Raw genomic sequence first — 20,197 nt, 5'->3', positions numbered from 1 at the left:
GAGGGCCGCGCGATGGACACCCTGATCTCCGCCCTGCTGCTCCAGGCCGGCTACAACGCAGCCCTGGTCGGGATCGGCGCCGCGCTGCTCGGCGTCGCCTCCGGCGCGGCGGGCACCTTCCTCGTGCTGCGCAAGCGCGCGCTGGTATCCGACGCCGTGGCCCACGCCACGCTGCCGGGCGTCGGCCTCGCCTTCGTCGCGATGGTGGCGCTCGGCGGCGACGGGCGCGCGCTCGCGGGCCTGCTCGCGGGTTCGGCGCTGAGCGCCTGGGTCGGGCTGCTCGCGGTGGAGTGGATGACACGCCGCACCCGCCTGCCGGAGGATGCCGCGATCGGCGCGGTGCTGTCGGTCTTCTTCGGGCTGGGCATCGTGATCCTGACCCTGATCCAGACGATGTCGGCCGGACGGCAGGCGGGTCTCGAGGATTTCCTGCTGGGCGCGACGGCGGGCATGCTCTTTTCCGACGCCGCGATGATCGCCGTGGGCGGGGCGGTGGCGGTGGCCCTCGTCTGGGCACTGCGCCGGCCGATGACGCTGGTGGCCTTCGATGCCGAATACGCCGCCGCCACCGGAACGGACGTGCGCCGCGTCGACCTTGCCATGATGGCGCTCGTGATGGGCGTCACGGTGATCGGGCTCAAGCTCGTGGGTCTCGTCCTGATCGTGGCGCTGCTGATCATCCCGCCCGTCACCGCCCGATTCTGGACCGAGCGCTCGGGCCGCATGGTGTGGGGCGCGGCGGCCCTCGGCGGCGCGTCGGGCTATCTCGGTGCGGCGATCTCGGCCTCCGCGCCCGCCCTGCCCACGGGGCCGATCATCGTGCTGGTCGCCGCCGCGCTCTTCGCGCTGTCGCTCCTGTTCGCGCCGGCGCGCGGCGTGCTGGCGGCGATGCTGCGCCAGCGCCGCTTCCAGGCGCGGGTGCACCGGCGGCAGGGCCTCCTCGCGCTGGCGCGCAGCGAGCCGATCCTCGAGCCCTACACCATCCGCGTGCTCGTGGCCGAGGGGCTGCTGCGCCGCGACGGGGTGGCGACCGAGGCGGGCCGGGCCGAGGCCGCCCGCATTGCCCGCGACGAGAAGCGGTGGGAGGTGGCGCGCGAGATCCACCGAGACGCGGCGCTGACCGGCCGCTACGACGGATTGACCCCCATCGACGCGGTCTTCACCGCCGACGAGATCGCCGAGTTCGACCGGCGGCTCGGCCCGCCCATGCCGGTCGGGGGCATGGCGTGATGGGGGCCGAGTTCGTCCAGTTCTCGTTGCCGCCGATCCTGATCGGCACGCTCGCGGCCATCGCCTGCGCGCTGCCCGGCAACTTCCTGATCCTGCGGCGGCAGGCGCTGATCGGCGACGCGATCAGCCATGTCGTGCTGCCCGGCATCGTCGTGGCGTTCCTCGTCACCGGCACCGTCGCCGCGCTGCCCATGCTCGTCGGCGCGGGCGGCGCGGCGCTGGTCGCCGTCGTGCTGATCGAGGTCATCCGTCGCCTGGGGCGGATCGAGCCGGGCGCGGCCATGGGCGTGACCTTCACCACGCTCTTCGCGGCCGGCGTGCTGCTGCTCGAACGGTCCGACACCTCCAGCGTCCATCTCGACGTGGAGCATGCCCTGATGGGCAACCTCGAGTCGCTCGTCTGGCTCGACGCGACAGGCTGGGCCTCGCTCGCCGACCCCGCCGCGCTTGCGGGCCTGCCGCCCGAGCTGCCGCGCATCGCGGCGGCCTGCGCGGTGGTGGTGGCGCTGACGGCGCTGTTCTGGCGGTGGCTCAGGATCTCGACCTTCGACGAAGGGTTCGCCCGCGGGCTCGGCCTGCCGGTGGGCGCCATCGGCCTCGGCCTCGTGGCGACGGCGGCGCTCGCGGCGGTGGCGGCGTTCGACGCGGTCGGCTCGATCATCGTGATCGCGATGTTCATCTGCCCGCCTGCCGCCGCCCGCCTGATGACCGACCGGCTGGAGGTGCAGGTGGCCTGGTCGGTCGCCTTTGCGACGCTTTCGGCGGTCGCCGGCTACGTGCTGGCAGGCTACGGCCCGCTCTGGCTCGGCCACCCCCACGCGGTGAGCGCCGCGGGCATGATCGCCGTCGTCTCGGGCGCGATACTCGCCCTTGCCTGCCTCTTCGGCCCCCGCCGCACCCGCTCCGGCGCCGCCACCGGCAGCGGGTAGGAGCGGCGCCGCCGCGTTGACACCCGGCCGCCGGCCACCCAAGACACGTGCGAGCCTAGCCGAGCCGAAAGCCCCATGCGCAACGCCACATACGCCACGGCCCTCGCCCTGATGATCGGCTGGCTTCTCTGGGTCGGCCGGCCGGTCCTGCTGCCGGTGATCGCCGCCATCATCTCGGTCTACGTCATCTCCACCGCCGCGGCGAGCATGCAGGCCGTCCCCCTCCTTGGCCGGCTGCCGGCCTGGGCGCGGCGCGCGCTGATCCTCGCGGGCTTCACCGCTGCCGTGGTCGGGCTGTTCGTGCTCGTCATCAACAACCTCACTCAGGTCGTCGCCGTCCTGCCGCGCTACGAGAGCAACCTGGAGGCGCTGGTGACGCGGGCGGCGAGCCTTCTGGGCATTGAGGATCAGCCGACCTGGGCCAACCTGCGCCGCGCCACCATCGACCAGATCGACGTGCGCGGCCTGCTGGCGCCCACGCTGCTCTCGATCCAGGGCTTCGGGGTAACGCTGTTTCTCGTCGTGCTCTACGCCAGCTTCTTCATGGCCGAGCGGGGAACGATGGCGCAGAAGGTGATGATCGCCATGGGCGGGGCGGAGGCCGGCGACCGGGCGCTGTCGATCCTCGTTCGCATCAACGACCGGATCGGCACCTACCTTTTCGTCAAGACGGTGATCAACGTCATCCTCGGCGCGATCTCGTTTGTCATCATGCTGGTGCTCGGAATCGAGTTCGCGCTGTTCTGGGCGGTGCTGATCGCGTTCCTCAACTACATTCCCTATCTGGGCTCCGTCGTCGGCGTGATCTTTCCCGTCCTGCTGTCGCTCGCGCAGTTCGGCACGCTGTGGATGACCGGGGTGGTGCTCGTGTCGCTGACCGCCGCGCAGATGTTCGTCGGCGCGTGGATGGAGCCGCGGATGATGGGGCGGGCCTTCAACCTCTCGCCCTTCGTCGTGCTCCTCGCGCTCGCGTTCTGGAGCGCGCTCTGGGGCGTGCCGGGCGCGCTGCTCGCGGTGCCGATGACGGCGAGCCTCGTGCTCGTGCTCTCCGAGATCGAGGGGACGCGCCCGATCGCCGTGATGCTGTCGGCCAGCGGGCGGATCTGAGGGGCGACCCCACGCAGGCGTGACCGGCCCGGCGGAAACGTCGGTCGCCCCGGCGCGTTCGGGCGTTGTCCGATCGGAAAGGGAGACGCCCAATGCGAGTCATCATGGCCCTTGCAACGCTCGCCGCGCTGGCCGCGTGCACACCCACTGGCGGGGGCGGGTCCGCCGACACGCCGGTGAGCCGCTCCGAGGCGCGGTTCCCCGGGCCCGACGCGCAGTCGCGCCACCGCCCGGTCGAGCTGCCGGCGGGCGGATAGGCCCGGGCGACCGTCAGGGCACGGCCGGCACCGCCGCGCGCTGGCCGGCCGGCGCTCCGGCAGCCGGCGAGAAGGGCACTTCTGACAGGGCGATCACCTCGCCGCGCTCCGCCGCCTCCTGCGCGGCGAGCCCGATGGCCACCGCCGCCCAGCCGTCGCGCAGGCTTACCTCGACCGGGCCTTCGCCCCGCACCGCCGCGTTGAACCTCACATGCTGGTAGAAGGTCGAGCCGTTGTGGTCGCCGGCCTCGAGCAGCGTCGGGTCCACCGGACTCTCGACAACCTGCGGGCCCTTGGGCTCGCGCGGGCTGACGATGACGCGCGGCACGGGCGCGGGGCCAAGATGCGACGGCCAGAAGCGCGACGGCCCCGGCACCAGCGCCTCGATCTTGCCTGCCGGTCCCACCGCCGACAGCTCCTCCTGGTAGCGCGAGCCTTCGGCGAACATGCACAGCTCGAGCATCGCGCGGGCGCCTCTGGCGAACTCCACGACCACGTAGGCATTGTCCCACACGTCCGGCACCCGGTCGCCGTAGCGCTCGTCGAGATGGTTCACCGCCTGCCCCGCGCTCGCCATCACCCGCACAGGCTCGTCGGCCAGTGCCAGCCGCATCAGGTCGAAGAAGTGACAGCACTTCTCGACCAGCGTGCCGCCCGACGTCCGGTTGAAGCGGTTCCAGTTGCCGACCTTGTCGAGAAACGGAAAGCGATGCTCGCGCACGGTCAGCATCTTCACCCCGCCGGTGGCGTGTTCCAGCGCCTCGAGAAAGGTCGCGATGGGGGGCATGTAGCGATACTCCATGGCCACCCAGACGGGGGCGGGATAGGCCGCCTCGAACGCCAGCAGACGGGGCACGTCGGCCGCGCATGTGTAGAGCGGCTTCTCCACCAGCAGCGGCAGCGGGCGGCGGGCGGCGATTTCCTCGAGCTGACTGACGTGCAGGTGATTGGGCGAGGCGATCACCAGCGCGTCGAGGTCTTCCACCGCCAGCAGCTCGGCCAGCCCCTCGCAGACCTGCGCGGCCGGCACGATGGCGAGCGCGCGGGCGCGCTGCTCGGCGTCGGGTTCGAGGATCGCCGCGACGCGCGCCCCCGGCACAAGCGCGAGATTGCGCAGGTGCTCCTGGCCCATCATGCCGGTGCCGATCACGCCGTAGTTCACTGTGTCCATGCCTGTCCTCATGTGATCCGCTGGACGTAGACCGCCTGTTCGGGGTCGATCCATGTCAGCGAGTATTCCACCGCCGCGCCGTCCTGCGCGCGGCCGATCCTCTGCACGCAGGGGCACGGGGCGCCGGCCCCCTGCCCGAAATCGGCCGGCGCCCATTCGGGCACGCGCCCCAGCCCCACCCTGTCCTCGGCGGCCGCGATCCACAGGCCCACGGCCCGCCTGAGGGCGTGGTAGAGCGGCGCCTCGAGCATCGCCGGCGTCAGGTCGGGCAGGCGGGATGCGTCGATCCATATCTCTTCGAGCGCCGCCGGCGCATCGTCGAGCAGACGCAGCCGGCGGATGCGCTGCGCCTCGTCGCCCGGGCCGAACTCGGGGGCGCCCGCCGGCTTCGCGGTGCGGCGCAGGTCGAGGATGCGGGCCGAGGGCACGCCGCCGCCGCCGGGCTTTTCCAGCCGGAAGAAGGCGTAGATGCCGGCCACGTCTTGCCCGGCCCTGATGTAATTGCCCGAGCCGTGCCGCCGTTCGAGAAGCCCGCGCTCCTCGAGCGCGGCGAGCGCCTTTCGCAGGGTGCCGACCGCCACGCCGAAGGAGGCCGCCATGTCGCGCTCGGGCGGCAGGCGCGCGCCGTCGGCGAGCCGGCCCGCCATGATCTCGCGCATCAGGTGCCGTTCCACCACCGCGTAGAGCGGGGCGGCAGCTGACGCGGGCTCGGGCGGGGGCGGTGGGTGCATGAGGGCTGAGTCGGCGGGCAATTGATACACGATTGATCTACATCAAGGCGGGTGCTACGCAACCCCCGACTCGCAGCACGCGACAGATTCGCACGACCGGAAGGACCGCCGCCCGACATGACCATCGTTCCCGTCACCTCTGCCGATCTCGATGGCGCCGAAGTCTCGTGGTTCGCCGCCCTGTGTTCCGACGACTATCGCCATCTGGGCGTGCCCGAGGGCGATCTTCGCTCGTCGTGGGCGCACTGCTCGTCGATCCTGAAAGAGGCCGAGCGCCAGGGCTTTCGCAACATCCTGTGCCCCTCGTCCTACCAGGTGGGGCAGGACACGCTGTCGTTCGTGGCCGCCGGCAGCCAGGTGACGGACCGGATCAACATGCTCGCCGCGATCCGCTGCGGCGAGATGCAACCGATCATGCTCGCCCGCACCGTTGCCACGCTCGACCACATGCTCGAGGGGCGGCTCACGCTCAACGTGATCTCGTCGGACTTCCCCGGCGAGACCGCCGACAGCGCCTATCGCTACCAGCGCTCGCGCGAAGTGGTGGAGATCCTCAAGCAGGCATGGACGCGGGACGAGATCAACTACACCGGCGAAATATATGACTTCAAAGGGATCTGGGCCGATCCGGCCAAGCCCTACCAGACCGGCGGCCCGCTGCTCTATTTCGGCGGCTACTCGCCCCACGCGCTGGAGTTGTGCGGCCAGCATTGCGACGTCTACCTGATGTGGCCCGAGACGCAGGACATGCTCGCCGAGCGCATGAAGGCCGTGAACCAGGTGGCTGAAAAGTATGACAGAACACTCGACTACGGCCTGCGGGTGCACATGATCGTGCGCGACACCGAGGCCGAGGCCAAGGAGTATGCCGAAGAACTCGTGAGCCAGCTCGACGACGAATACGGCCGGCTGATCCGCGACCGGGCGCATGACAGCTCCTCGCTCGGCGTGTCGCATCAGAGCCGCGCGCGCGAGCTCGCCGACGAGTTCGGCTACGTCGAGCCGCATCTGTGGACTGGGATCGGCCGCGCACGCTCGGGCTGCGGCGCGGCCCTTGTCGGATCGACCGATCAGGTCATGTCGCAGATCGAGGAGTACCGGAAGATGGGCATTCGCGCCTTCATCTTCTCGGGCTACCCCCATCTCGACGAATGCAAGCATGCCGGACAGAGGATCCTGCCCAACATGAAGACCGTCTCGCTGCCCCAGGCCTACGGCCGCGTGCCGGCCAAGACGCCGGCCACCCCCCTCGGTGTCGGGGAGCGCAAGTGATGCCGATGGAGCGTGTGCAGCTGACCGACGGCCTGTCGTTTTCGCGCCTCGTGTACGGGATGTGGCGGCTGACCGACGACGACGATACCTCGCCCGCCCACGTCCAGGCCAAGGTCGAGGCGTGCCTCGAACAGGGCATCACCACGATCGACCAGGCCGACATCTACGGCGGCTACACGGCGGAAGCGGTGTTCGGCGCGGCGCTCAGGGCGGCGCCGGGCCTGCGCGACCGGATCGAGATCATCACCAAGTGCGATATCGTGGCGCCCGCGGGCCGCCACGCGGGCGCCCGGGTGAAGCACTACGACACCTCGGCAGCCCATATCGCCGCCTCGCTCGACCAGTCGCTGGCCGACATGGGGACCGACCATGTCGACCTGCTGCTGATCCACCGGCAGGACCCGCTGATGGATCACCGCGAGACCGGCGCCGCGCTCGACCGCGCCGTGGCCTCGGGCAAGGCGCGCGCCGTGGGCGTGTCGAACTTCCTGCCGTGGGATTTCGACCTGCTGCAATCGGCGATGGAGGCGAGGCTCGTCACCAACCAGATCGAGATCAGCCTCGCCCGCCATGCTCCGTTCACGGATGGCCAGATCGCCCATCTCCAGCGCCTCGGCCTGCCCCCCATGGCGTGGTCGCCGCTCGGAGGCGGCGCGCTCATGTCGGGCGCAAACGTGGCCCTCGACGGCGAGCTGAAGCGCGTCGCCGAGGCCCACGGCGTCGACATCGCGGCGGTCGCGGTCGCCTGGCTCTTGCGCCACCCCTCCGGCATCCTGCCGGTGCTCGGCACCAACAATCTCGGCCGGATCGCCCGCATCGCCGACGCGCTCGACGTCGAGATGGACAGGCAGACCTGGTTCGCTCTCTATACGGCCGCGCTCGGCCACGAAGTGCCCTGAGGCCGACCATGCCCGACGGATCGAAAGGACCGCCGATGGACAGCTTCCGCCCCGGACCGGAGACGGCGCGCGCATTTCGCGATGCCCTCGGCGCGTTCGGCACGGGCGTGACCATCGTCACCTGCATCGACGAGGGGCAGCCGCTGGCGATGACCGCCAACAGCTTTTCCTCCGTCTCGCTCGACCCGCCGCTTGTGCTGTGGTCGCCGGCCATCGCCTCGTCTCGGCACGACCCCTTCGTGGCCGCGCACGGCTTTTCCGTCCACATCCTCGCCGAAGGCCAGCTGCCCATGGCGCGCGCCTTCGCCCGCGACGGGCGCGACTGGAGCGGGGTCGACTGGCAGGCCGGCGAGACCGGCGCCCCTGCCCTGCCCGGCGCGGTGACGCGGCTCGACTGCACGCATCACGCCGCCCACGGCGCGGGCGACCACACCATCGTCCTGGGCCTCGTCGAGCACGTCGCCCGCGCGCCCGGCGCGCCGCTTCTCTTCGTCGGCGGGGCGTATGGCGGATTCGCCGAACGGGACTTTACGCGCGGCAGGTGAGCCGCGACACTCGAGCGCCGGGGAACGGCGACGACAAAGGGGGCCGGACAAACCGGCCCGGTCAGGGAGGAAGCGCCGATGGGCGTGTTGCTGGGGCCGATCCGCGCCCTCAAGGTCGTCAACGACCTTCTACTGCGACTGGGGAGGGCGCTCGCCGTGGCGGCGCTGGCCGTGATGGTCGGCGTGATCCTCGCCCAGGTGTTCTTTCGCTACGTTCTCAACGACGCCCTGCCCTGGCCCGACGAGGCGGCGCGGTTCTTCATGCTGTGGATGACGGGGCTGATCGCGCCGATGGCCTACCGGAGGGGCGGCTTCGTCGCCATCGACATGCTCGAACGGGCGCTGCCGCGGGCGGCGGGCGCGCTGCTGTCGCTGGTGCTGCTGGCGCTGTCGCTCGGCGTGCTCGTCTTCGCCGCGCGCATCGGCTGGAACGAGGTCACGGGCTTCGGCGGCACCTTCGCCACCGCCTCGCTCTGGGTGCCGACCTCGATCACCTTCGACGAGTGGTTCCGGGTGCCGCGGAGCTGGATGATGGCCTCGCTGCTGGTGGGGCTCTGGTTGCTGATCCTCGTCAATGTCGAGCTGATCCTGCGCCAGGTGGCGACGCTCCTGGGCGCGGCCGACCTGCCGGAGCTTCAGCAGACCGACCTGCCGGAGGCCGAGTGATGCTGATCTGGTTCCTGCCCGTCTTCCTCGTCCTGCTGATGCTGGGCCTGCCGGTCTTCTTCGCGCTGCTGCTCGCGCCCGGCTCGCTGCTGCTGCTCGACGGCGCGAGCCGCGACCTCGTGCTGCTCTACCGCAACCTCTACAACGGGATGGACAGCTTCCCCCTCATGGCGCTGCCGTTCTTCATGCTGGCGGGCGAGATCATGAACCGCGGCGGCATCACCGTGCGGCTCGTGGAGTTCAGCCAGGCCTTCATGGGGCACCTGCGGGGCGGGCTGGCGCACGTCAACATCCTGTCGTCGATGCTGTTCGCCGGGCTGTCGGGCTCGGCCGTGGCCGACACCTCGGCGCTCGGCTCCACCCTGATCCCGGCGATGGAGAAGAACGGCTATACCCGCCGCTTCGCTGCCGCGATCACGGCGGCGAGCTCTGTCATCGGTCCGATCATCCCTCCCTCGGGGATCATGATCATCTACGCCTACGTGATGGGCGAGTCGGTCGCCGCTCTGTTTCTCGCCGGCATCGTGCCGGGCATCCTGGTGGGGGTGGGGCTGATGGTGATGGTCCGCCTGCTGGCGGACCGCTACGACCTGCCCAAGGCCGAGCGGATCGTTCACAGGAACCAGGAGATCAGCCGCGTCGAGTACTGGGTGAGCTTCCTGCTCCTGCGGCTCAACCTCGGCGGCCTGCTCTACGTGATCTTCACCGGCGTCACCGGCATCACCTCGGAGCGGGTGATGGCGGACGGCACCGCCGCCCCGCAGGCGGCCTGGGTCGGCTGGGCGACATTCGCCGTCTGCCTCGTCGCGGTGCACATGGCTCTGATGGCCTACCGCAAGCGGGTCGATCCCGATTTCCGCATCGTCTGCAAGAAGGCCGTGGCGCCGCTGCAGACGCCGATCCTGATCCTCGGGGGCATCGTGGTGGGCGTGTTCACCCCCACCGAGGCCTCGGCCATCGCGGTGGCCTATGCGCTGATCGTGTCGTTCTTCATCCTGCGCTCGATGAAGATCGCCGATCTCGGGCCGGTGCTGGCGCGCTCGGCCATGGCCTCGGCCACGGTGCTGCTGCTCGTCGGCGCGGCGGTGTCGTTCAAGACGGTGGTCTCTCTGTCGATGGCGCCGCAGATGCTGGCAGAGATCATCCTCGGCCTGTCGGAAAACCCGCTCGTCCTGCTGTTTCTCATCAACATCCTGCTGTTCATCGTGGGCATGTTCCTCGACGCGGGCCCGGCGATCATCATCCTCGGCCCGATCCTGGGGCCCATCTTCGTCGAGATGGGCGTGCACCCGGTGCACTTCGCCATCATCATGTCGGTGAACCTGACGGTGGGCCTGGCCACGCCGCCGATGGGGCTGGTGCTGTTCGTGGCCTCGTCCGTCTCGAAGGAGCGGGTCGAAACCATCTCCAAGGCCATCCTGCCGTTCCTCGCGGTGGAAATCGTGGTGATCTTCCTCATCACCTTCGTTCCCGCCATCTCCATGACGATTCCCCGGCTGACCGGGTTCGTCACCCCATGACCTGAATGCCAAAAGGGAGGTATCTCATGCTCAAGAAGGTCACCGGCGCGCTCCTGGCCGCCACCATGCTGACGGGCGCGCCGCTCGCCGCCACGGCGCAGGAGTACACGCTCCGCGCCACCGCCAACTCGAACGAGAACGACGAGGATTACGACGGCCTCATCGTCTTCGAGAACTTCGTCGAAAGCGCCTCGAACGGCGCGATCGAGGTCGAGATCTTCATGGGCACGCAGCTGTGCTCGAACGGCGCGGAGTGCCTGCAGGGCATCGCCGACGGCTCGATCGACATCTACATCTCCACCTCGGGCGGCGTGTCGGGCATCTTTCCCTACGTCCAGGTCTTCGACCTTCCCTACCTGATGGCCGACGACCGGGTGGCCGAAGCGGTGCTCGACGTCGACAGCCCGCTCGTCAACCTGCTGCAGGACAAGGTGATGGAGGATTCGGGCGGCGCCGTGCGGCTGATGACGGTGGGCAACACCGGCGGCTGGCGCAACTTCGCCAACACGCAGCAGACCGTGCGCGGCCCGGCCGACCTCGAGGGCATGAAGATGCGCACCGTCGTCGCCGACCTGCCGCAGGAGCTGGTGAGCGCGCTCGGCGCCGCGCCGACGCCGATCCCGTGGCCGGAGCTCTTCACCTCGCTCCAGACGGGCGTCGTCGACGGCACCAAGAACGGCATCACCGACATCATGGGCATGAAGTTTCCCGATGCCGGGCTGCAGTATCTGACGCTCGACGGGCACGCCTACATGGGCGCGCTGTGGTTCATGAACAACGAGGTGTTCATGTCGATGCCCGAGGAGCTGCGCCGCGTGGTGGTCGACGGCTTCTACCAGCTCCAGCAGGCGACCTTCGCGAGCCCCAAGCGCAAGTCGATCCCCGCCTACGAGGAGTTCGTGGCCGGCGGCGGCGAAATCTACGTGCCCACGCCCGAGGAAAAGGCGGCCTTCGCCGAGGCGGCGGCGCCGGTCTACGACTGGTTCGCCCAGAACGTCGAGGGCGGCGAAGAGGTGCTCGCCGCCATGCAGGAGGCCGTGGCCGAGGCCGAGGCCGAACTGGAAGAGGCCTATTCCGACGAGCTGAACTGAGGCCCGCCCCACCCCGGTTGGGGTCGAGTCGGCCCGGTGCGGGCCGGTGCGGGCCGGTGCGGGCCGGTGCGGGCCGGTGCGGCGCAGGGGCTCGTCCTTGCGCCGCCTCCCGATGGCAGAAGCCGCCGAGCGGTTTCCGCGGCGTTCTGCACGAGGCCGTCGTCCGCTTCCGCGCGGTGGAGCGTGAGCGGGCGGCGGATGTGCGCAGCCCCTGTGCCGCCGTTTCCCGGCAGCCCAGCCTTCGGAATCACGATTCCGGACTGGTGCCGACCGGCAGGAAGCCTCCCGCACCTGTTCGGGCGGAAGCGGCAGGGTTCCAGAGCGGCGGGGCAGAGGGCAGCCCCGGCTCGGCCCGTATCGCAGAAAGCGCTCGAGCGTGAGGGCCCCCGAGGACTGCGCGACGGCGACCGCAGCACGGCGGTCCGCGTACTGTCGGGGGACCCGGCCAGGTTTCGGCCGCCGCGGATGCAACCCGTCACGCCATGGCCTCGAACCGGCGCAATCGCGCCAGGCGCTGTCGCCCGAGTGCGTCGGCCGGCCCCTGTCAGTCGTCGGCCGCCCCGGGCGCGGCGGGCGGCTCGCTCTGCGCCCCGAAGGTGGTGACGAGCGCAAACGTCACGCCGAGTGCCAGGATCACTGCGGCGAGGCCGGCGAGGAACAGCCCCGACGTGTTCTCGACATCGAGCACGACGAGCTTGCGCACCACCGCCAGCATGCCGATCACGATCACAGTGCGCAGCTGCGCCCGCGCGTGCCGCCCGCTCACCATCTCGCGGATCGAATGCGCGATCTCGAGGGCGATGATCGTCGCGAGGACCCGGTCGAACAGCGACTGGAACACGGCGTAGCTCAGGTCTCCCGGCAGCGCCCCCGTCACCTGCCACAGCCGCAGGGCGAAGGCGTAGAGCGTCAGGCCGATCACCACGACCATGCCGAGCAGGATCAGAAAGGCTATCGCCCGCTCGAAGCGGACGTAGACGTGCGTGAAGGTCATGATCTCCCCCGTGCCGCGCGATCAACGCGACGGTGGCACCGCTGTTCCCGCCGGGGCCGGCCGCAAATTCCTTGGAGAAAGGAATTTGCAAAAGTCTTTCGAAGACTTTTGCGCCGCGCTACGCTCTAGCGAAACGGGTACATCCAGACGCGGTAGTCGTCGATCAGCACATGAGCCTTGGCGATCTGTTCCGGCGTCATCTTCTGTTGAACCTGTTCGAGGCTGATCGCCGCGTCGGGATCGCCGCCGATCGCGGAGAGCGCATACCACATGTAGGCGCGCACGAGGTCGGGGGCGGGCAGGCCGCGTCCCACCTCGTAATACCAGCCGACGCCGGATTGGGCGCCTGCATGCCCTTTCATCGCCGACCGCAGGTACCATTCGAACGCGCGGGCGTCGTCGCGCTCCACTCCGAGGCCGAGGGCGTACATCACGCCGATCAGTTCCTCCGCCTCGGCGTTGCCGGAGCGGGCGGCAGGCCAGAGCGCCGCGCGCGCCTCTTCGAAGCGCCCCTCCTCCATCAGGTCGCGCGCCTCCTCCAGCTCGGCCACGGCGGGCGCGGCGAGGGCGAGAAACAGCAGGGCGGCGGCGAGTCGTCGGCGCATGGTCTCCTCCGGGGTCTGGGTCTGGGCCCGGCGCTCGCTGCGAGCCTAGCTGCCGTGGCGGCCCATGCAACCGGGCCAGCCCCCCCCGACGGAGGCCTCGAACACCCCCTGCCCGCGCCGCTGACCGATGCCGATTTCCTCCCGGTCGACCCGGCCAAGGCCGAGATCGGGCGGCTGCTGTTCTACGACAAGATCCTCTCGGGCAACCGCAACATCTCGTGCGGGACGTGCCATCACCACGATCATGCCGGCACGGACGGTCTGTCGCTCGGTATCGGGGAGGGCGGCACCGGCGTCGGGCCCGCGCGGAGCGCCGGCATCGGCGAGAGCCGCATTGCCAAGCGGATCCCCCGCAACGCGCAGGCCCTGTGGAACCTCGGGCACCGCGACATCCGCGTGCTGTTCCACGACGGCCGGCTGGAAGTGTCGGATCTCTACGGCAACGGCTTCAACTCGCCCGCGCAGGAATGGCTGCCGCAGGGGCTGCCCGACATCGTCGCTGCGCAGGCGCTCCTGCCGATGGCATCGCAGTTCGAGATGGCGGGGAATACCGGCGAGAACGAGGTGATCGGGGCGGTCCACGACCGGGTCGATTACGGCTGGCCGATCCTGGCCAAGCGGGTGCGGACGATCCCGGCCTACGGCGCGGCATTCGTCGCGGCCTTCGAGCGGATCGACGCGCCCGCGCAGGTGAGCATCGTCGAGATCGCCACGGCGCTGTCGCACTTCATCCGTGCCGAGTGGCGCAACCACGACAGCCCGTTCGACCGCTACCTCGCGGGCGACGCCAAGGCGCTCGACCCGGAGCAGGAGGCCGGGATGCGCCTGTTCTACGGCGAGGCCGGCTGCGCCGGGTGCCATTCCGGCCCGCTCCTGACCGATCAGCGTTTCCGCGCGCTCGGCCTGCCGCAATTCGGCCCCGGCCGAACCCGCCAGTGGGACCCGATGGTGCGCGACGTGGGCCGGATGGCGGAGTCGAACCGGCTGGAGGACGCCTACCGATTCCGCACGCCGGCGCTGAGGAACGTGGCGCTCACCGCGCCCTACGGGCACAACGGCGCCTACCCGACGCTCGAAGGCATGGTGCGCCATCACCTCGACCCCGAGGGGGCCCGCGCGGCGTGGCGCCCCGAGACGGCACGGCTGCCGGACGCGCCGTGGCTCGCGCCCATCGACTTCGTGGTGCGTGACGACCGGCTGGAGACCGCCCGCCACGCGGCAGCGCGCGACATCGATCTTCCGCCCCGGACGGAGGAGGAAATCGCGCAGATCGTGGCCTTTCTCGAGGCGCTGACCGGCGCGACCGCCGGGACGCGGCCGATGGGCCGGCCCGATACGGTGCCGAGCGGCCTGCCGGTCGACTGAGCTCCGTGCCGGGCCCGATTCGGGGGCCGCGCGACCGCGTCGCCCGGCCCTGTTCCGACGGCCGCGCCGTTTCGCGTTCTGCCCGCCTCTGCCGCATTCCTGCCCGCGGGCCGGTTGCAAATAGTGCATCGGCAACACTGGCGGGGAAGCTGGCCGCGCCCCCCCTCGCGCACGGTGCTTGACCGGCGCGGCAATCTGCATCGGCGCGGCGGGGGACGGTTGCACCGCCGCCCGGCCTTGTCCAAATGTTGGCGCCAACATCGCATCGCCGCGCCGCCTGCCGGCCCCACGGGGGGGCTGGGCCGGGCACGGCCGACCCAAGAGACACCGCCGCGCAACAGCGCCGCGACAGACCCGGAGCGACCGAGATGACCGCCAGAGCCGAAACCCCGGCCCCGACCGCGGCCGACCTGAAGGCCGATATCGAGCGCCACCTCGTCTACGGTCTCGGCAAGGACGTGCGCCACGCCACCCTGTGGGACTGGCGCATGGCGTTGTCCTACGCGGTGCGCGATCGCATCGTCGACCCGTGGATCGGCGCCACGCGCAAGGCCTATGCGGAGCGCGGCAAGCGCGTCTACTACCTGTCGATGGAGTTCCTGATCGGCCGCCTGCTGGAAGACGCGATCCAGAACCTTGGCCTGGGCGAGGCGGCGCAGGGGGCGATGGCGGCGCTCGGCGCCGATCTCGACCAGGTGATGGCCGACGAGCCCGACGCCGCGCTCGGCAACGGTGGCCTCGGCCGGCTGGCCGCCTGCTTCCTCGAGAGCCTGTCGACCATCGGCGTGCCCGCCCATGGCTACGGAATCCGCTACGAGCACGGGCTGTTCCGCCAGAGCTTCGACGACGGCCGCCAGGTGGAGGAGCCGGAAGACTGGCTGCGCCAGCCGCATGCCTGGGAGTTCGAACGCCCCGAGGCGGCCTATCGCATCGGATTCGGCGGCGCGGTGGTGCCGGGCGAGGGGGGGCGCCCCGCCTGGGTGCCTGCCGAGCACGTCATCGCGTCGGCCCACGACACCCCCATCCTCGGCTGGCGCGGCCGCTGGGCCAACACCCTGCGCCTGTGGGAAGCCAAGCCGCTGCGCGCCTTCGACCTCGCGCGGTTCAACGCGGGCGAGTACGCCGCCGCGGCCGAACCCGAGGCGCTGGCGCGCACCATCAGCCGCGTGCTCTACCCCGACGACACGACCGACAAGGGCCGCGAGCTGCGGCTGAAGCAGGAGTTCTTCTTCACCGCCGCCTCGCTCGCCGATATCGTCCGCCGCTTCGAGAGCGAGTACGACGACCTGCGCGACCTGCCCCGCAAGGTCGCCATCCAGCTCAACGACACGCACCCTGCCATCGCCGGCCCGGAGCTGGTGCGCCTGCTCTCCGACGAGCGCGGGATGGACTTCGACACCGCCGTCGAGACGGCGCGGGCCACGCTGTCCTACACCAACCACACGCTCCTGCCCGAGGCGCTCGAGACGTGGTCGGAAGACCTGATGGGCAGGCTGCTGCCGCGCCACCTCGAGATCATCGAACGGATCGACGCGGCGCACGCGGCCGAGCATCCCGACCGCAAGGCCCGCATCACCGGCGACGGGCAGGTGCACATGGGCGACCTCAGCTTCGTCATGGCGCACCGGGTCAACGGCGTTTCGGCGCTTCACACCGACCTGATGAAGCAGACGGTCTTCGCCGACCTGCACCGCCTGCACCCCGACCGGATCGTGAACGAGACGAACGGGGTGACGCCGCGCCGCTGGGTCTGGTCGGCCAACCCGCGCCTGTCGCAGCTCGTGACCGAGCGGATCGGCGACGGATGGGTGGACGATCTCGAGCGGCTGTCCGATCTCGAATCGCACGTGGACGATCCCGCTTTCCTCGACGCCTTCGCCGCCGCCAAGCGCGCCAACAAGGCCGATCTGGCCGAGTGGCTGAACCGCGCCGAGGGCGTTCGCGTCGATCCCGACGCGATGTTCGACGTCCAGATCAAGCGCATCCACGAATACAAGCGCCAGCACCTCAACATCCTCGAGGCGATCGCGCTGTGGCAGGAGATGCGCGACGCGCCGAACGCCGGCTGGACGCCGCGGGTCAAGATCTTCGGCGGCAAGGCCGCGCCGGGCTACGTCATGGCCAAGCAGATCATCCACCTGATCAACGACGTGGCCGCGGTGGTCAACGCCGACCCGGTGACACGCGACCTGCTCCGGATCGTCTACCCGGCCAACTACAACGTCACGCTGGCCGAGCGGTTGATCCCCGCCGCCGACCTGTCGCAGCAGATCTCGACGGCGGGCAAGGAGGCAAGCGGCACCGGCAACATGAAGTTCGCGCTGAACGGCGCGCCGACGATCGGCACGCTCGACGGCGCCAATGTCGAGATCCGCGAGCGGGTGGGCGCCGAGAACTTCTTCCTCTTCGGGATGACCGCGCCCGAAGTCCTCGAGCGGCGCAAGGTGACGGACCACGCGGCTCAGGCCATCGCCGCGGATCCGCGCCTCGCCCGCGCGCTCGCCGCAATCGAGGAAGGCACGTTCTCGGGCGGCGACACGGCGCAGCACGCGGCGGTCGTGGAGAACCTGCGCGGGCACGACTGGTTCCTCGTCTGCTCCGACTTCGCATCCTACTGGGAGAAGAGCCGCGAGGTGGACGCCGCCTTCGCAGATCGTGCCGCCTGGACGCGAATGGCGGCACTCAACACCGCGCGCTCGGGCTGGTTCTCGTCCGACCGGACGATCCGCGGCTACATGGCCGATGTCTGGGGCGCCGAGCCCCTGATCGACGCGCCCGACCCCCTGCGCGCGGCGGCCGAATAGGGCCCGCCGTCTCCTCCGACGCGCTGCAAGAGCCTTGATGAAGGCTCTTGCAAATTCCTTCTGCAAGGAATTTGCCCGGCGGGACCCTCCCGCAAGGGTAGCCACCGCGTCTCAGGTCTGATTGACTGGATCTCGACGGAGGCACGGAGGCGGCCCCGAAGGGAGGTAGCATGACGCCACGCAGGCAGCGCCTGGCGGCCCGGTCCATGGCGTTCGTCCTCGCGGGAGGACGCGGCTCGCGGCTCAAGGAGCTCACCGACAACCGCGCGAAGCCGGCGGTCTATTTCGGCGGCAAGACCCGGATCATCGACTTCGCGCTGTCGAACGCGCTCAACTCGGGCATCCGCAAGATGGCCATCGCCACGCAGTACAAGGCGCATTCGCTCATCCGGCACTGCCAGCGCGGCTGGAACTTCTTTCGCGCCGAGCGCAACGAGTATCTCGACATCCTGCCCGCCTCGCAGCGCACCGAGGACCATCGCTGGTATCGCGGCACCGCAGACGCCGTGGCGCAGAACATCGACATCGTCGACAGCTACGACATCGACTACATCCTCATCGTCGCGGGCGACCACATCTACAAGATGGACTACGAGATCATGCTGCAGGCGCACGCGGACAGCGGCGCCGACGTGACCGTGGGGTGCTTGACCGTCCCGCGGGAAGAGGCCAACGCCTTCGGGGTGATGGACGTCGACGCGACCGGCCGAGTCAAGGGCTTCCTCGAAAAGCCCGCCGCCCCGCCGGGGCTGCCCGACGATCCCGATCGCACGCTCGCGTCGATGGGCATCTATGTCTTCAAGTGGTCGTTTTTGCGCGAGTTGCTGCTCGAGGACATGGACGACGAGACCTCCGAGCACGATTTCGGCAAGGACATCATCCCCCGGATCGTCCGCGAGGGTCACGCGCAGGCCCATCGCTTCGAGGAAAGCTGCGTGCGCGCCTCGCCCGACACCGCCGCCTACTGGCGCGACGTGGGCACGATCGACGCCTACTGGAAGGCCAACATCGACCTGACCGACTTCACCCCCGAACTCGACCTGTGGGACAAGTCGTGGCCGATCTGGACCTATTCCGAAAGCGTGCCGCCCGCCAAGTTCATCCATGACGAAGAGACCCGCCGCGGTTCTGCCGTCTCCTCCATGGTGTCGGGCGGCTGCATCATCTCGGGCACCGAAGTGCGCAACTCGCTCCTGTTCACCATGGTGCACACGAACAGCTATGCGGTGCTCGATCACGCCGTGGTGCTGCCCTACGTCGAGGTGGAGCGGCACGCACGGCTGCGCAACGTCGTGATCGACCGGGGCGTGCGCATCCCCCGTGGCCTCGTGGTGGGCGAGGATCCCGAGGACGACGCGAGGTGGTTCCGCGTCTCCGACGGGGGCGTGACGCTCATCACGCAGAAGATGCTGGACGCGCGGGCCGCCGCTCTGGAATAAGCGCAGTCGGAAATGCGGGGGCGCAGCCAGGGGAGAGACGCCATGCGCGTTCTGTCGGTCGCATCCGAATGCGTGCCCTTCGTCAAGACCGGGGGCCTCGCCGACGTGGTCGGCGCCCTGCCCGCGGCGCTCGCCGTGCACGGCGTCGACATGCGGGTGCTCCTGCCGGGCTACGAGCCGGTGATCGCCGCGCTCGGCCCCCACGCCACGGTGGCCGAGGAGGAGGATCTGTTCGGCGGCCCCGCCCGGCTTCTGCTGGGCGAGGCCGAGGGGCTGCCCCTCTACGTGCTCGACGCACCGCACCTCTACGATCGCGCGGGTGGCCCCTACATGGCGCCCGACGGGCGCGACTGGGCCGACAACCCGCAGCGCTTCGCCGCGCTGTCGTGGGTGGCGGCCTTCGTGGCGCGGGCGGGCGCGGGCGGATGGCGGCCGCAGGTTCTGCACTGCCACGACTGGCAGGCCGGCCTCGCGCCCACCTATCTGCGCCAGATGGGCGGCGGGGCAGCCTCGGTGCTGACCGTCCACAACATCGCCTTCACGGGCAACGCCGACCCCGCGCTGATGGGCACGCTGAGGCTCGACCCGGCCGGCTATACGCCCGAGGGCTTCGAGTTCTACGGGCGGATCAGCCAGCTCAAGGCGGGTCTCGTTACGGCCGACCGGCTTACCACCGTCTCGCCCACCTATGCCCGGGAGCTGGCCACGCCGCAGTTCGGGATGGGGCTCGACGGGGTGATCCGCGCCCGCGGCGGTGCCATGCGCGGCATCCTCAACGGCATCGACGAGCACCTTTGGAACCCGCGGACCGACCGCCGCATCGCAGAGCGCTACGACGCCCCGGCAGGAAAGGCCGCGAACCGTCGCGCGCTGATCGCCGAGACGGGCCTCGACCCGAGCGCCCCCGGGCCGCTCGTCATCGCCGTCAGCCGGCTGACCGAGCAGAAGGGCTTCGACCTGATGGCCGAGGCGCTGCCGGCCATGCTGGCCCGGGGCGGGCAGTTCGCGCTTCTCGGCTCGGGCGCGCCCGAGATCGAGCAGCGGTTCGCCGCGCTCGGCGCCGCGCATCCGCGCGTGGCGGTGAAAATCGGCTACGACGAGGATTTCGCCCACCGGCTGATGGCCGGGGCCGACGCCATCGCTGTGCCGTCGCGCTTCGAACCCTGCGGCCTGACGCAGATGTACGGGCTGCGCTACGGCACCCTGCCGCTCGTGGCCCGCACCGGCGGCTTGGCCGACACGGTGATCGAGGCCAACCACGCCGCGCGCGCGGTCGGCGCGGGCACGGGCTTTCTCGTGGAGCCAGGCAGCGCGGCCTCTCTCGCCGAGGGTTTCGGCCGGCTCTGCGACCTGTGGGAGGACGCGGCGGCGTGGGAGCAGGTGGCGCGCGCCGCGATGGCCCATCCCGTGGGCTGGGGGCCCTCCGCGGCGGAGTATGCCGCGCTCTATCAAGAGATCGCGGGCGTCTCCTCGGAAGCCGCCTGAGCGCGGCGCCCCACGTCTGGCGCCCGCGCTCTCCTGACCGGTTTCCCCTCGCAACAGGAGCCGTTATCGGTAGCAGCCATGCAACCG

General features: G+C 70.3%; 18 protein-coding genes. 14 read left to right on the top strand and 4 right to left on the bottom strand.

The window, feature by feature from the left end:
• Window positions 1-12 precede the first annotated feature (12 nt).
• The 4 genes from DLJ49_RS11440 (at window position 13) to DLJ49_RS21770 (ending at window position 3,523) form a co-directional block, all read left to right on the top strand.
• Window positions 13-1,230: a metal ABC transporter permease gene (locus DLJ49_RS11440; protein ID WP_115393685.1), complete on the top strand. Its 1,218-nt coding sequence runs from the start codon at window positions 13-15 to the stop codon at window positions 1,228-1,230.
• Complete coding sequence (locus DLJ49_RS11435; protein WP_115393684.1) at window positions 1,230-2,159, top strand: metal ABC transporter permease; 930 nt, start codon at window positions 1,230-1,232, stop codon at window positions 2,157-2,159. The genes DLJ49_RS11440 and DLJ49_RS11435 overlap by 1 nt, the downstream gene beginning before the upstream one ends.
• 75 nt (window positions 2,160-2,234) lie before the next feature.
• Window positions 2,235-3,266 carry an AI-2E family transporter gene (locus tag DLJ49_RS11430; RefSeq protein ID WP_115393683.1) on the top strand — a complete coding sequence of 344 codons (1,032 nt, stop codon included), beginning with the start codon at window positions 2,235-2,237 and terminating at the stop codon, window positions 3,264-3,266.
• Window positions 3,267-3,358: 92 nt separating this feature from the next.
• Window positions 3,359-3,523, top strand: a complete 165-nt coding sequence (locus DLJ49_RS21770; RefSeq protein WP_158547453.1) for a hypothetical protein — start codon at window positions 3,359-3,361, stop codon at window positions 3,521-3,523.
• Between the two features lie 13 nt (window positions 3,524-3,536).
• On the opposite strand, the gene DLJ49_RS11425 is transcribed toward DLJ49_RS21770, so the two are convergent.
• Window positions 3,537-4,694, bottom strand: coding sequence for a Gfo/Idh/MocA family protein (locus DLJ49_RS11425; protein ID WP_115393682.1), 1,158 nt, complete (start codon window positions 4,692-4,694; stop codon window positions 3,537-3,539).
• Between the two features lie 8 nt (window positions 4,695-4,702).
• Window positions 4,703-5,425, bottom strand: coding sequence for a GntR family transcriptional regulator (locus DLJ49_RS11420; protein ID WP_115393681.1), 723 nt, complete (start codon window positions 5,423-5,425; stop codon window positions 4,703-4,705).
• A 117-nt stretch (window positions 5,426-5,542) separates the two neighbouring features.
• Between DLJ49_RS11420 and DLJ49_RS11415 the strand changes: the two genes are divergently transcribed.
• The 6 genes from DLJ49_RS11415 to dctP all read left to right on the top strand — a co-directional run bounded on the left by DLJ49_RS11415 (window position 5,543) and on the right by dctP (window position 11,418).
• Window positions 5,543-6,697: an LLM class flavin-dependent oxidoreductase gene (locus DLJ49_RS11415; RefSeq protein ID WP_115393680.1), complete on the top strand. Its 1,155-nt coding sequence runs from the start codon at window positions 5,543-5,545 to the stop codon at window positions 6,695-6,697.
• A gap of 5 nt (window positions 6,698-6,702) precedes the next feature.
• Window positions 6,703-7,596 carry an aldo/keto reductase gene (locus DLJ49_RS11410; protein WP_115393745.1) on the top strand — a complete coding sequence of 298 codons (894 nt, stop codon included), beginning with the start codon at window positions 6,703-6,705 and terminating at the stop codon, window positions 7,594-7,596.
• Window positions 7,597-7,631: 35 nt separating this feature from the next.
• A complete protein-coding gene (locus DLJ49_RS11405) occupies window positions 7,632-8,141 on the top strand; it encodes a flavin reductase family protein (RefSeq protein ID WP_115393679.1) in 510 nt (169 codons plus the stop codon).
• Window positions 8,142-8,219: 78 nt separating this feature from the next.
• Complete coding sequence (locus tag DLJ49_RS11400) at window positions 8,220-8,807, top strand: TRAP transporter small permease (RefSeq protein WP_115393678.1); 588 nt, start codon at window positions 8,220-8,222, stop codon at window positions 8,805-8,807.
• Window positions 8,807-10,327, top strand: coding sequence for a TRAP transporter large permease (locus DLJ49_RS11395; RefSeq protein WP_115393677.1), 1,521 nt, complete (start codon window positions 8,807-8,809; stop codon window positions 10,325-10,327). Before DLJ49_RS11400 ends, DLJ49_RS11395 begins: the two co-directional genes overlap by 1 nt.
• 26 nt (window positions 10,328-10,353) lie before the next feature.
• A complete protein-coding gene (gene dctP, locus DLJ49_RS11390) occupies window positions 10,354-11,418 on the top strand; it encodes a TRAP transporter substrate-binding protein DctP (RefSeq protein ID WP_115393676.1) in 1,065 nt (354 codons plus the stop codon).
• Window positions 11,419-11,962: 544 nt separating this feature from the next.
• Here the strand turns inward: dctP and DLJ49_RS11385 are convergent.
• Together DLJ49_RS11385 and DLJ49_RS11380 are read right to left on the bottom strand one after the other, a co-directional pair.
• A complete protein-coding gene (locus DLJ49_RS11385) occupies window positions 11,963-12,412 on the bottom strand; it encodes a phosphate-starvation-inducible PsiE family protein (protein ID WP_115393675.1) in 450 nt (149 codons plus the stop codon).
• A gap of 125 nt (window positions 12,413-12,537) precedes the next feature.
• Window positions 12,538-13,017, bottom strand: a complete 480-nt coding sequence (locus tag DLJ49_RS11380; RefSeq protein ID WP_115393674.1) for a tetratricopeptide repeat protein — start codon at window positions 13,015-13,017, stop codon at window positions 12,538-12,540.
• Window positions 13,018-13,071: 54 nt separating this feature from the next.
• On the opposite strand from DLJ49_RS11380, the gene DLJ49_RS11375 reads away from it, so the two are divergent.
• From DLJ49_RS11375 to glgA, 4 genes are all read left to right on the top strand, one after another.
• Complete coding sequence (locus DLJ49_RS11375; protein WP_115393673.1) at window positions 13,072-14,382, top strand: cytochrome-c peroxidase; 1,311 nt, start codon at window positions 13,072-13,074, stop codon at window positions 14,380-14,382.
• A gap of 368 nt (window positions 14,383-14,750) precedes the next feature.
• A complete protein-coding gene (locus DLJ49_RS11370) occupies window positions 14,751-17,186 on the top strand; it encodes a glycogen/starch/alpha-glucan phosphorylase (protein WP_115393672.1) in 2,436 nt (811 codons plus the stop codon).
• 170 nt (window positions 17,187-17,356) lie between these two features.
• Window positions 17,357-18,625, top strand: coding sequence for a glucose-1-phosphate adenylyltransferase (gene glgC / locus DLJ49_RS11365; protein WP_115393671.1), 1,269 nt, complete (start codon window positions 17,357-17,359; stop codon window positions 18,623-18,625).
• 42 nt (window positions 18,626-18,667) lie between these two features.
• The gene (glgA, locus tag DLJ49_RS11360; RefSeq protein WP_115393670.1) at window positions 18,668-20,110 is read left to right on the top strand and encodes a glycogen synthase GlgA; all 1,443 of its coding nucleotides are present in this window, start codon (window positions 18,668-18,670) and stop codon (window positions 20,108-20,110) included.
• The last annotated feature ends 87 nt before the right edge of the window (window positions 20,111-20,197 follow it).

This window comes from Rhodovulum sp. 12E13, from assembly GCF_003340565.1.
Lineage (GTDB): Bacteria > Pseudomonadota > Alphaproteobacteria > Rhodobacterales > Rhodobacteraceae > HLUCCA09.
The sequence above is the reverse complement of the archived record's forward strand: the minus strand, read 5'-3'. Positions and strand labels throughout refer to the sequence as shown.